This window comes from Candidatus Saccharibacteria bacterium, from assembly GCA_016789455.1.
GTDB lineage: Bacteria > Patescibacteriota > Saccharimonadia > Saccharimonadales > Saccharimonadaceae > CAIJKY01.
Map to the genome: position 1 here is coordinate 1,274,986 of JAEUQU010000002.1, position 12,952 is coordinate 1,287,937.

At 57.2% G+C, this 12,952-nt stretch carries 10 protein-coding genes and 2 tRNA genes; 6 read left to right on the top strand and 6 right to left on the bottom strand.

Features of this window, described 5'->3' with window-relative positions; genetic code table 11:
* Nucleotides 1-27: 27 nt before the first annotated feature.
* From JNJ66_07780 to JNJ66_07795, 4 genes are all read right to left on the bottom strand, one after another.
* The gene (locus JNJ66_07780; GenBank protein MBL8160326.1) at nt 28-327 is read right to left on the bottom strand and encodes a hypothetical protein; all 300 of its coding nucleotides are present in this window, start codon (nt 325-327) and stop codon (nt 28-30) included.
* Between the two features lie 233 nt (nt 328-560).
* Nucleotides 561-1,079, bottom strand: coding sequence for a hypothetical protein (locus JNJ66_07785; GenBank protein ID MBL8160327.1), 519 nt, complete (start codon nt 1,077-1,079; stop codon nt 561-563).
* Nucleotides 1,080-1,215: 136 nt separating this feature from the next.
* Nucleotides 1,216-1,752, bottom strand: coding sequence for a hypothetical protein (locus tag JNJ66_07790; protein ID MBL8160328.1), 537 nt, complete (start codon nt 1,750-1,752; stop codon nt 1,216-1,218).
* A gap of 90 nt (nt 1,753-1,842) precedes the next feature.
* Nucleotides 1,843-1,918, bottom strand: a tRNA-Ile gene (locus tag JNJ66_07795).
* A gap of 106 nt (nt 1,919-2,024) precedes the next feature.
* Between JNJ66_07795 and JNJ66_07800 the strand changes: the two genes are divergently transcribed.
* Complete coding sequence (locus JNJ66_07800) at nt 2,025-2,456, top strand: hypothetical protein (GenBank protein ID MBL8160329.1); 432 nt, start codon at nt 2,025-2,027, stop codon at nt 2,454-2,456.
* Nucleotides 2,457-2,569: 113 nt separating this feature from the next.
* A tRNA-Met gene (locus tag JNJ66_07805) sits at nt 2,570-2,647 on the top strand.
* Nucleotides 2,648-2,794: 147 nt separating this feature from the next.
* Here the strand turns inward: JNJ66_07805 and JNJ66_07810 are convergent.
* Together JNJ66_07810 and JNJ66_07815 are read right to left on the bottom strand one after the other, a co-directional pair.
* The gene (locus JNJ66_07810; GenBank protein ID MBL8160330.1) at nt 2,795-3,301 is read right to left on the bottom strand and encodes a hypothetical protein; all 507 of its coding nucleotides are present in this window, start codon (nt 3,299-3,301) and stop codon (nt 2,795-2,797) included.
* A gap of 308 nt (nt 3,302-3,609) precedes the next feature.
* Entirely contained in the window at nt 3,610-4,011 is a 402-nt protein-coding gene (locus JNJ66_07815; protein MBL8160331.1) for a hypothetical protein, read from the bottom strand.
* A 330-nt stretch (nt 4,012-4,341) separates the two neighbouring features.
* Here JNJ66_07815 and JNJ66_07820 point away from each other — a divergent pair, with 330 nt between their 5' ends.
* From JNJ66_07820 to JNJ66_07835, 4 genes are all read left to right on the top strand, one after another.
* Nucleotides 4,342-4,674 (top strand): RNA-binding protein, encoded by a 333-nt coding sequence (locus tag JNJ66_07820; GenBank protein MBL8160332.1) that lies wholly within the window; start codon nt 4,342-4,344, stop codon nt 4,672-4,674.
* 220 nt (nt 4,675-4,894) lie between these two features.
* A complete protein-coding gene (locus tag JNJ66_07825) occupies nt 4,895-5,830 on the top strand; it encodes a hypothetical protein (GenBank protein MBL8160333.1) in 936 nt (311 codons plus the stop codon).
* Nucleotides 5,831-5,859: 29 nt separating this feature from the next.
* On the top strand, nt 5,860-6,816 hold the full coding sequence (locus JNJ66_07830) for a hypothetical protein (GenBank protein MBL8160334.1): 957 nt from the start codon (nt 5,860-5,862) through the stop codon (nt 6,814-6,816).
* Between the two features lie 283 nt (nt 6,817-7,099).
* Nucleotides 7,100-12,952 (top strand): hypothetical protein (locus JNJ66_07835; GenBank protein MBL8160335.1); only part of this gene is annotated, 5,853 nt, incomplete at its 3' end.

Sequence of the window (12,952 nt, forward strand, 5' to 3'; positions counted from 1 at the left end):
GGGGATGTCCCGGCCGCCTCCCGTCACCTAGGCGCTGCCGATGCTCGTGAGTACCCTCGTGAACTGCTCGTCGCTGAGCTGCTCGATGTGATGCCGCCGGACGAGCGGGAAGTGCCGCTGGCCGATGGTGCCGACCATGTAGAGCCGGCGATCATCACCGAGGAAGATGTCGAGGCGCGGTTCATCGAAGTGGATGAGCCGGCAGCCGAGGACCTCGTGCTCGAAGTCATCCGACGTCTTGAGCAGGGTGAGCATCTTCTCACGCGGCGTCTGCTTGTCGTGCAGGGCATTCTGTAGCCGCTGCCAGCGACGCTCAGAGACGTACACTTGCTCGCACCAGCGCCCCAGGGGCGTCTGAAGGCACCAGCGCAGGACGGACATGATCCAGGAGCCCGACGTCTGAACGTCGAGAAGGCTCTCCATGAGTGCTCCTTGCCTTTTTGGTGACTCCGCGGATAAACGGAAACGCTTTATGTTCGCATATCTGGCGAGGGCTTGTCAAACATGCGAACGCCCGCCCGGCGCCACCCCGCAGTGGGAATGGGCCGGACGGGCGGGTGTCAGGGTGAATCGCTGAAGTGCATCGGCCCCCAGTAGAACGCGGGGCAGTGTCCGGCCCGAGTGACGGTGTCGGTCAGTCCGGGGTCCTCCGCGAAGGGCACGACGATGCCATCCCGCGACGAACGGCAGCCGATGGCCCAGCTGCCGTCAGGGCGTCGCTCGGCATCGAAGCTGCGGTGGTCGTGGGTATGCAGTCTGCCGGCCAGCGGTTCACTGCCGGGCAGCAGCTGGAGCTTGGAAAAGCCGGTCAGGCCAGCCTCATCGGCCGATTCCAGCACTGCCAAGCGGACGCTGGACGCGGCCGGGTCCGCCTGCTGCCTCTGGATGTCGTACCAGGTGGTGCCGGCGGCGACGCCGAGCGCCACCGCCAGCACGGCGAACAGGCTGGCAAACACCCAACGCCCATCCGGCCCCCACCTCATAAAGCAGAAGGCCATGGCCGCCAGGCCAAGAGTCAGGACGGCGTAGACGTTCATGGTTGTGATGCGGTCGGCCAGGTCGAGCCATATGGTACTCACGCAGGACTCCCTTCCGGGGAACAATTGAAGCGACTTGACATTTATTTTTATACAATATTTCACGCGAAAATACAATGGCGCCCATGCAAAAACCCGCCCTTCCCTCTCCAAACTGCGGAGGGGAAGGGCGGGCGTACTACCAGGGCCACCATCCAGAGGCCTGCTGGGGCAGCGGCGGGTTGACCGTGCCAGGCGCCGGACAGGTGCCGATGTTCAGCGGCACCAGCGTCAGGGGATCGGCCTGGGTGAGGTTGACCTGTCGGCCGTCGCTGGTGGTGCAGGACACCTCCCAGGGGCCGCCCGGCTTGCGGACGGCCTGCACGGTCATGCCAGGGAAGCCGCCTTCACTGTCGACCTCGACGACGGCCCGTTGCGGGTCGCTGTCCAGGTCGACCAGCATGTCGACAATCTTGGTGTGGAAGATGTCGTGCGTGGCCTCCGTCAGCTCGGTGCGGGCGCGATCGTTGTCGGCGCCGACCGAGCTGATGACCTCCACGATACGCCAGCCCACGAAGCCCAGGCAGACCAGTCCCACCACCAGACAGACGATGAAGGCGGGGAGCTGCGAGTACTTCTTGGTGAGCCTTGACCCGAGCCAGACGCTGATGAACAGGCCGAGCATGCCCAGAACGAGCAGGGGGATGTACCACGAGTCGAACACGATGCGCTGCACTGCGCTGCCTCCTTGAAGGGCGGGGTGGATGTCGAACGACTGTAGGTATAATACAATAAAAATAATAAAAAGCAAGAGAAAGAATAATTATGGTGGGGCCAGCTGGACTTGAACCAGCGACCAATCGGTTATGAGCCGACTGCTCTAACCACTGAGCTATGGCCCCATGCCTGAGTCTTGCCGGGCGTACCAGAACATTGTAATTTAACAGCGGTGTGCATACAATAGGAGGGGATAAGTACCTCTGTACGACATACGAAAAAACTAACACCATGCACGCCTCACTCACCGACCACATCAAAAAGCGCCTGAGCCTCAGCGGCCTGATCGGGCTGGTTCTGATCGCCCTGGTGGGCATGCTGGTAGCCGGCGCCGTCCAGGCTATCCAGGACAACTTCCGCGAGCAGATCCGGCTGGACAGCATGGCGCAGGAGGTGGCGCTGCTGGAGTTGGAGGTGGAGACGCAGCGGTTTGAAAATCTCTATTATAAGACCGATGAGTACCTGGACCTGCAGGCCCGGGAACTGCTGAACAAGGGGTCGCCTGGGGAGACACTGATCATCCTGCCGGACAATGGCATAGAAGATACGGCCCACGACGACGACCTTAGCGTGGAGACCCCCACCAGTGCCGAGCCGCCGCTCAAGGATCGCAGCAACGTGGAGCAGTGGCTGTACTTCCTCTTTGGCAACAAGAATAAATAGCGGTGCTGCGGGGTGCGCCTCGGCAGGTTTTGACTGCGGCGAAAAGATATGCTACTTTAATAGTAGATAGAGCGTGCAGGTTCGCTAAGAATCTTGCATGACTCGCCATATATCGCGGGGTGGAGCAGTCTGGTCAGCTCGCGTGGCTCATAACCACGAGGTCGTAAGTTCAAATCTTACCCCCGCTACCAAGAAAAGTGCCTGACGGTTTGTCGGGCTTTTTTCTACTTAAGAATTTGGTCGGTCGAAGAAAAGAGAACGGCACCACTGGATGTGGTGCCGGTTGAAGCGTACGCGCCTGCGAGCATCGGAGCGGCAGGAGCGCTCGGACGCCGCTGTCACACGTGGCCGGCGATGAGCCGCTCGGTCAAGAAGGCGACATTGTCCAGGTCATACAACGGCATCAGCCAGTTGTCCCCGGGCCTGGCATCCTCTCTAACCCACAGGTGCGGTAGATGCGACTTGCCCGGTACTGGCTGCATACTCGACGAGTGGCACTCGTAACCCTCTCCTGTGGTGGTAACGAGTGCGCCGGGGCTACTCTCTTCGTCGTTGGACCATGCTGCTGCGATCAACCATCCGTGTAAGGGAAGTGTTCTGAAATCGCCGCGGTGAACGTAAGTCGTGGTCCTGCGGAAGATGCCTCTGGTCTCAGGTGTCGCTACGGCGTAGGCTAGCTGAAGGGGCTGTACGCCGTGGCGCCGCATGGCGGTTATAAACATCTGGGCGTTGGCGCGAGCCTTGCTTGCGCGCGCTGCAGCTTCACGATCGGACTGAACCATCTCGGCATGCCGGGCCAGTTCCAGATTCTGTCGTTTCTGCAGGCGACGGGTCAATTCGTCCACGAGATTCTCCAATAGTGCAGAGGGTACGTACATTACAACTGTAACATATTTTTAAATTATTACAATAGTCGTATGCTACAAATCGTGGAAGTAAACCTCGCTAAACAAATATTTGATTAAAGTATACAACTATATTTGTGGCATCCATAGAGATTAGAAGGCACAAATTACAGAGGTACAAAAGCAGAAATGCCCCGCATGGGCGGAGCATTCCTGCTGCACGCCTGGCGGGGCGGTATAGATGTTCAAGCGATAGTACGAGTGCAGGGTAGTGCCGTGCGGTCGTGCTCCTTGCTGGGGTGCGAGTGTCAGCTGGCGACGGCGAGGGTCTCGGAACCGCCATCGGTGGCCGCGGCGTCCACCTCCTGGCAGAACTCCGCGTGCAGCTCGTCGACGTTGATGGTGGAGTCGGCGGTGGCCAGCAGCTCGAGGAGCTCCCGGTTGTGCTGCTTGACGGTGGCTGGCGAGCCGAGGCCGTCGTGGGTCTCGGCCAGGATGCCGGCCAGGTCGCCGTCGAGCTCGGTGCAGTGGCGCTCGGCCAGTGCCAGCAGCTCGAGGGCGATGGTGGGGTAGGCCTCGGCGAATGAGGCGTAGGCACCGCGCAGGCCGGCCTTGGCGCGGCTGAGGTCGGCGGTGGCCTCGTCCAGTTCGGCATCGGCGTGGGCCTTGTGGGCGACGTCCAGGACGTCGGTATCGAGGGTCACGGTCATGTACATCACTCCGTAGGTCGGTTCGTTTAAAAAACAGCCGCCAGGCGTGCAGTGGTTCGCTTGAACAGATGAGCACGGGTGCTCAAGGCAAGAGTAAAATAAGATAGGCCGTTACGCAAGCATAAGCAAGATAAATGTGCTGTGAAATTTCGTACATTAATTGTTTTTTCATTAACTCGTATGAAAAGTTTCCTAATTATGTATACATCGAGTACAATATATCGTGCAAGGCTAGTTTGTAATTCGACATGTTCCAGTAGGCAACAGGCGGGACAAAGTTAGTAGGTCGACTGTATTTTAGAAAGATTTTTAGATAGGTAGATAGCAATAGTGAAACTTTTTGTAGGCAGCCTGCCTTTCTCTACGACTGACGACGAACTGCGCGAGCTCTTTAGCGCGCACGGTACCGTTGACTCAGCTCGCGTCATGACTGACCGCGAGACCAACCGCTCACGCGGTTTTGGCTTCGTAGAAATGGGCAACGATGATGAAGCCAAGAAAGCCATCGAAGCACTGAACAACAGTGATATCGGCGGCCGCAACATCGTCGTCAACGAAGCTCGTCCCCGCGAAGACCGCCCACGCCGTGATTTTAACGGTGGCGGCGGTTACGACCGCAATGGCGGTGGTAACGGTGGCAGCTTCCGTCAGCGTAGCTGGTAATTCGGTAACGAATCACCGGTACGATAAGAGCACGCTTCAGTGATGGGGCGTGCTTTTGTTTGGGTAATGACTGCGATTAAGCTATCATTTCCTGACCGCTTCGGCTGGTGCTTCAAGCACATGGCGGTATCGATAAGTCTTAAAGTTGTAATAAAGCGATCAACTGTCAGCATTGACAAAACTATTACAATTTGGTATAATTATAGTAATAGGAGTCTTTATGTCACGAGCCCATCTCAAAACTGCCTTTAATCTGTCTGATGCAGCCAAGTACCGCATAGGAGCATTGCTCGCCTTTCTTGCAATCGTTATTATCGCTACCGCCGATGTCTCTGGCATAGCCCCATCTTCGTCTGTAGAGTCACAGCAAGCCACCGCCCAGCCAGCCAAGAGCGGCAAAGGTATTACTCCAGCAAAAGCAGATGAACCGCACAAAGCTGATGCTCTGAATGTCCAAGCAGAAGGCGAATCGACCGCACAGCGAGGTGCGAAGCCAATAGCTGGCAATGCGGCACCCGCACCCGCTGCCGCTAACAACCAGGCCATACCGAGCATCGTCTTCAGCCCCTCGAGCGCACCTGTCCCCAAAGGCGGCACAGGCGGCGTCGTGACGGTAAGCCTCTCCGACGGCAAGGCTGCCAACTTTGGCGATTCCCTCTACTGCGGAGGTGTCTTGGGCACTGCCATCGGTCAGACGGCAACCAGCAAGTCCTACCGTTTCAAAGCCGAGCGGCATGCGAGCGTCGGTAGCTGTACCGTGCCGATGGTTGTCAGTGCGTCAGTGCAGGGCAAAAAGATGCTGCTCCGTGGCAGCATGACCGTCATCGTGACGCCTCCTGCTGACTTCGCAGTCCGCAATACCTCGCCACAGGCGGCACGGCTCAACTCGGGCAGTGTCCGTTTCACCTTCGACATAGAACTTATCAACGGCCATAACGGCGGCCTGGTCAAGACGCTGACCGACGCAGGCCCCGGTGCGCAGTGGCGCATGCTTTCCGTGACAGAAGGCGAGCTGATAGTAACGCGTGATGCGGCAACTATGCCGGCGGGCATATACGACTACCGCATTATGGTCTCTGATAACTCGGCTGAGTTTGATGACTATAATGGTTCGCGTAACAAGTATGTGACGTTCAGGGTTGAAGCTATCGACTGACCTCTTGTAGATAGATAAGATAAAGGTATATGTTAGTACGTCCAATCCCTCGTGAAGAACTTAGCGAAGCGCAGCTGGCCCGTGGCTCTGAAGCATGCGACATGCTTGATCCCGATGAGCTCTACATCGTCACGGGTATCAGAGTGGATGTCGGGGTAATCGATTGGTTTCCTACGTCCAAACAGCGTATCGGTTGGTCTGCGCCGTTTCGCAAACCCAGGCTGCCCAGCAGAGAATCTTCCGCCTTTTTCTGCTGCGGAATGGCCAATGACACGACTGACCAAATGGTATACGTAGCCGATACGTTCACGGTCGTTGATGGCAGGGTGCCAAGTTCGTGGGTGACTGACGTGGTTCATACTGAAGGCGGAACCAATATGATCACGAGCGCTCCGGTATGGGTTGACGACCTTCGCACCGAGGGTATTACGTGGTTCGAACAGTTCTATGATGGGGAGGTAGACCCTGGCTCCATGCGTGAGTGTATCGCCGAGTCTATACTTATGCATAAGCAGCAGATTTTGGAGCACATGAAGACCCATGATGATTGCGCCTTTGCCTGGTCTGATGAAGTACGGGACATACTAAAAGCACCTGACGTTCAAAGTTACTTGGAGGCAGTAAAACTGTCTAAGGAAGAACAAGCCAAGATTCCTCCCGAAGATCATATCAGTATCATCGGAAGGTTTACGGGTGACAATGGGCTTGGCACGAAGGCTGAGCGGCAAGCCGCCTGCGACCTGGCGGAGGAACTCAAGCGACATATGCCCGAGGGAGCATACGTCGACGACCTTTTGTTTACCGAGGAAGAAGTAATATTGGGTTTACGAGGCCCATCGGCTGATGATATCTGGACATCAGTCAAAGATGTAGTGAAAGATTCTGTGGCCGTAAAAAGCGGAAAAGATTTCAAGGCAGTCGTATGGTACGGCTTGGATAACGATACGGATGTGAAAGTTTTGGACCCGGATCTTCAAATACGGTAGCGGGTTAGTTAAGTATATAACCCGAGGCTAGGCTATTTTTATTCTTTAAGGTATTGCTACTTTTTTGCCGACAGATTACCCACTCTTTACCGTGCCGCTTGCTAGATACTTAAACCTTATTTAATCAATCTTGTAGCAGCTGGCCGCCCATGTATGATTAAGGTAACGGCTTAACAGAAAAGGGTGGGGCATGCGAAGCAATCTTTTGCGGCGTTTGGTATCAAGGCGGGAAAAATCGGCGAACTATGGTCTGCCGTCAGTAAAACGGACAAAGCACAAACTGGTGAAACGAACAGTCCTGCTGGCTATGGCGGGGCTGCTTGTGTTTACGGCGGCAGAGCCGAATAGTCTATTAGCGCTGGATGTCTTGAATCTCTTCGACAAGAAGGACTCGGGCGTCATTGATACTAGTGGTGTGGCTGCCATGGAGCAGGTTGAAGCTAAGCAGCAGCCAGCAACAGACTCGGATGTCTCTGGTGGCGACCTGGGCGGCATCCTCGACGCCACCCCGGCTGCACTCGACCCTACCCAAGAGCCTGAGGGCGGTGAACTTACTAGTGAGCGCACGGCCTTCAGCACGACCTACGACAATGGTGATGGCACAAGGCGTCTCGTCGTCTCTGAAGAGCAAAAGAACTTCATTGACCCGACCGACAAGAAGTTCAAGCCGATTGATGATAAGGCGCTCGGTGATACTGCCTACGCCTCAAAGAAGCCGATTGAACCCGTTACGGGCATTGTCGGCAAGGACACCCCCAAGCTGACCGACCCGCAGGCCTACAAGATCAAAGCCGGTAATACGGCAATCCATTTCCGTCCCTTCGCCGATGGCACTGAAGTAAAGATTGGCGGCAAGACACTTACCCTGAAGCCTGTCGGCGCCAAGAACGTCAAGCCATTCGCCCGCACGGACCGCAATGGCGTGCAGCTCGTCACATATAAGAACGCCTGGCCTGGCGTGGATGTTGAGTATGAGACGCGCGGCGAATCACTCAAAGAAAATATCATCATCCACAAGGAAAACTTAACCAACAATTTTAAATTCACGGTCGAAGGCGCTAGCCTGCTGCCACATCCTAGCGTTGAGGGCGCGTTTGCCATCGAGGGCCTCGACCCTGCGCACTTCATGTTCTCGCCACTGAGCATGTTGGTGAATAAGAAGGGTATCACGAGCGAAAAAGCGGTCTCGCAGTCGTTTAATAACGGTACGTTGACTGTGCAGATGGATCAGGCGTGGTACGCCGCTCGGCAGGCTGAAGACTTTCCACTTGTCATTGACCCGAGCGTTACTACCAATATCGTCAACAACTTCAATGATTACTGGTCGGTAAAGAGCGATGGCTACGTCTGTGGCTCGACCACCTGCTTTCCAAATGTCGGCCAAATCGATGACAACGGCTGGAAGAGCTGGCGCTCCATATTGAATCTGCCGTTCACACAAGCGCATGGCAAGACAATCCTTGCGGCCAACTTGTACCTACCGATGACTGACCGTGCATACTATTGGGGCTCGACTGCTACGCGTGATTTCTGGGTCAAGGCAGCCGAGTGCATCGGCTTCAACTGCGGTCGTGCCGGTTCTGCGGAAAGTTTTGGCACGGTTGGTACATACGGTAACATCAATGTTTTTGATACCGTCAACTGGATGAAGAACAACAACCTGACGCACGAGAAACTGTATGTCAGGGGCGAGGAAGGCGCGTACGAATCGTATAAGGCGCTCGAACCAAACGACATCCAGCTGACCGTGGTCTACACGACGCCGCCTCCGATGGCAACGCCGATGGCCCAGGGCCCGGAAAACCCCAGCCCGGCCAATAACGGCACGGTAGTGGATGTGCAGCCCACTCTCCGCGTCAACCAGCTGGCAGCCAACGACGCCGACGGCCAGCAGATCCGCTACAAGTTCACTGTCAGCTCGACGGGCGGCGGCGGTATAGTTGCGGCCTCCGACTGGTCGACGGCTTCAACCTGGACGGTGCCAGATGATATTTTGCAGGATGGCTCAACTTATTACTGGAATGTCGCTACGTACGATGGCGATGTCGTGACCAGCCCCGATTGGACACATAGCTTCAAGGTAGACTTCCGCACTGGCAAGGACAGTACGCAGGCGTATGACACGGTCGGGCCGGCCAGCATCGACCTGGCAACCGGCAACCTGGCAACAAGCACCAGCACGCACTCGATGAGCGCTTTGGGCGGTTCGCTGGGCGTATCGCTTGATTACAACTCGCCGCAGCGCTCGCGCAACGGCCTGGTGGGCGAGTTCTGGAACATCAACCCGACCGACCCTGGTGTTATTCCAACGACCACCCCGGCCATGACCGGCGTGTACGGCACGATTGACCAGAACTGGAACGCCGGCAGTCCGGCTGGCTTGCAGAATGACGGCTTCGTCGCTCGCTGGACCGGTTACTTCACAGCACCCTCCACCGGCACCTTTATCTTTGGTGGTGACCACGACGATAACCTGCGCGTTTACGTTAACAACCAGAACGTTTACACCTCTACCATCTGTAGCGGTGCCAGCTGTTTCGGTTCCGGCGTCAGCCTGACGGCCGGGCAGACTGTGCCGTTCCGCGTGGAGTACAAAGAGGGGGCAGGCAACGCCTTCGTCAAGCTGAAGGTCAAGGGCGCGGTCACTGAGCGTGTGGTGCCCCGTGAATGGCTGCAGACCGGCGTGCGGGCCGTGGCGCAATCTACCGGCCTGGTGGGTCACTACTACGATGATTACGACAATGATCGCCTGTTCCCGAGCGACGACAGTGGCAAATTCCTGACTCGCACCGATAAGATCGTCTCCTTTGATTGGACCGGCACCTCGCCAATTCCTGGCGGCAAGACCGATAACTTCCTGGTGCGGTGGGTGGGGTACTTTACGGCACCAGTGGCAGGCAACTACACCTTCGGTACATATACGGATGACGGCGCGCGTCTTTGGGTGAATAACTCAGCCTCACCGGTGGTAGATAAATGGGTGTCACAGCCTTCAGTCATGAACTGGGCGACGTCATCGATTACGCTCACCGCAGGCCAATCGATCCCCATAAAGATGGAATATTACGAAGCGACCGGTGCCGCCATGGCCCAGCTGAAGGTGAAAGGTGCAGTACCAGAGCAAACGGTGCAAAGCGCCTGGCTCTCGCCAAAAGCCCACGTACTGTCTGACGGCTGGAACCTCAGCGCTGACCCCGACGGCGACCTGGGCTACGACCGTATGCGCGTCAACTCCAACAACGCCGTCCTGACTGACTCGACCGGACAGACGCATGAATACACCTGGAAAGATGGCGGCTACAAGCCACCGGTCAACGAGGACGGCCACCTGGCCCGCAACGGCGACGGCACGCACACGCTGATTGACGATGATGGCCGCACCTACATCTTTAATGTTGATGGCACCTTGCGATCTTCGACAACCATGCTTGATGACCGTAAACCTGCAGCCGTGCGCTACGAGTACGCCAGCGTCAGCAGCGGCCCGGCCCGCCTGATCAAGATCGTCGACGGCGTGACTGATCAGCGCTACGCCACCCTGCACTACAGCGGCGACACCCAATGTAACGCCACTACGCCATGGGGCTTTGATGGCCAGGCGCCCGCTAACATGCTCTGTGCCGTCAAGACCTCCGACGGTGACCTGACGCGCATCTGGTATGTCCAGGGCCGCGTTGCCCGTCTGGAGAAGCCTGGCGGCGAGATTGAGGACTTCCAGTACGACTCGCTGGGGCGCATCATTGCCTTCCGCGATAGCATTGCCAATGACGCCCTGGCTGCTGGTATCCGCACCAATGACCCGAGCGCCAAGACGGAAGTTACCTATGACGCCCTGGGCCGCGTAGCTACCATTACGCAGCCAGCAGCCGTGGCGAACGGCAACCGCATGGGCCACACCTTCGAGTATCGTGTTGGTTCGACGCTCAAGCACATTAACAACGCGCCGGAGCCCAACGGCTTCAGCCAGAAGGTGGATTACGATAGTACCTTCCGTACTACTGCCTCGACTGACGTTTCCAACCTGACCACGACGACGGAATGGGATCCGATCAAGGACCTGGTACTCTCCAGTACCGACCCGACTGGCTTGAAAGCCACGACCATCTACGACGATTCTGACCGCCCGGTTGATTCATACGGCCCAGCACCTGCCGCCTGGTTTGGCACCGACCGCAAACCACTGACGGCCTACAACTCGCAAGTCCCGCACACCCAGACCGGCTACGACGAAGGCATCACCGGCCCGGCCGTCAGCTTCATGGACTACGGCCCTAACAGCAAGACGCTGACCAACGCGCCCAAGCTCAACGCTACCGGCCTTACTAACAACGGCGCCAACCCGGGTCAGGTGAGCCAGCTGTTCAACCTGACGCCGCCGGTCTCGACGCTGAACAGTGCCAACTGGGGGATGCGCGCCACGGGCAAGATGCGTTTGCCGCAGACGGGCAACTACCAGATCCGCATTTACTCCGACGACGGCGTGCGGATGTGGATTGATGACAAGCTGGTGATTGACGACTGGAACAACGGCGCGGGCCGCTATCACACGGCGTATACGCTCAATAACACGGCGAACGCGCTCAAGCGTATCCGCATCGACTACTACCATGTGGGTGCGACTGAAACCGCCGACTTCTCGTTGCAAATTGCGCCTCCAGGCAGCAATACCTTCAGCAAGGAGGTGGCACAGTACATAACGCCGGCGTACAACCTGACGACGAGCCAGAAGGCCTTTGATGCGCAGCTTGGGGATAGTGTCTCGACGACTGAATATGCGAAGCCGGAATATGGCCTGGCGACCAAATCGACACTTGACGCGACTGGTTTGAACTACCAGACCACCAGCCAGTTTGAGGCGCCGAACAGCGGCTTCCTGCGCCAGACCAGCAAGACGTTACCCGGCGGCACGGTAACGACCTACCAGCACTATGGCGCTACCGAGACGGCCGATAACCCATGCACGACGAATGTCGTTGAAACCTTCCGGCAGGCGGGACGCCTGAAGGGCAAGGTGGAGACTGATCCGGATGGCAGTGGGCCCAAGACGAGCCGCACCAGTCAGACCATCTACAACGAGGGCGGCGATATCGTCGCGACGCGCTTCAACAATGATAACTGGACCTGTACCACGTACGACACCCGTGGGCGCGTCACGGTGACCATTGTGCCGGCACGGGGCAGCGCGGCCGGCCGCACTATCACCAACAACTGGGCGCTCAACGGCAACCCGCTGCATGTGACGAGTGGTGATGATGAAGGCACTATCCAAACCAACACTGACCTATTGGGCCGCACTACGTACTACAAGGATGTGCAGGCCAATGAAGCAACGTCGACTTACGATGCCCTAGGCCGCTTAACGCAGCGCACTGGTACACTCGGCACCGAAACCTTCGTCTACGACGACTACGACAAGCTCATCGAGCAGAAGGTGGATAACGTTACGATTGCGGTGCCGCACTACGACAGCTTCGGCCGCCTGAGCAGCGTTGACTATCCAACGGCTGGGCAAATGAAGTTGAATGCCATTGTGCGCGATGATCTCGGCCGCACCACAGGCCAAAACTACGTGCTTGGCGACGGCACCACCACTGTCAGCGATAGCGTGACCCGCAGTCAATCCGGCCAGATTACCGGCGGTACCGAACACGGCCAAAGCAAGAGTTACTCGTACGACAAGGCCGGCCGCCTGACCGCTGCAACCATTGGTGCGCATAGCTACACCTATGGCTTTGACGCACCTACCAACTGCTGGGGCAGTTACAATCCCAACGCCCACAAAAACTCCAACCGTACCAGCATGAGTCATACGTTCAACGGTACGACCAGTACGACGACGTACTGCTACGACTTTGCCGACCGCCTGATTTACAGCGACGACAAAGACCTGGAAGTGCCGGTCTACGATGACCACGGCAACACCACACGCCTTGGCTCGACCTGGAACGGTGGCACTGATGTGACTGAGTTCTTCTATGACGCTAGTGACCGGAATCAGGAGATACGGCAGAACTGGGGTGAGAAGGCCATCTCCTATGACCGCGATGTGCAGAATCGTATAACGATGCGGTGGATGCAGGAGAATGGGGTGAATACGGATGCGCAGTGGTATGGGTTTACGACGCCGGGCGACGCG

What these genes read in the sequence shown, in the direction of transcription:
- JNJ66_07800 (MBL8160329.1), top strand. Translation starts at nt 2,025, where the DNA reads ATGCACGCCTCACTCACCGACCACATCAAAAAGCGCCTGAGCCTCAGC.
- JNJ66_07815 (MBL8160331.1), bottom strand. Translation starts at nt 4,011, where the DNA reads ATGACCGTGACCCTCGATACCGACGTCCTGGACGTCGCCCACAAGGCC.
- JNJ66_07825 (MBL8160333.1), top strand. Translation starts at nt 4,895, where the DNA reads ATGTCACGAGCCCATCTCAAAACTGCCTTTAATCTGTCTGATGCAGCC.
- JNJ66_07830 (MBL8160334.1), top strand. Translation starts at nt 5,860, where the DNA reads ATGTTAGTACGTCCAATCCCTCGTGAAGAACTTAGCGAAGCGCAGCTG.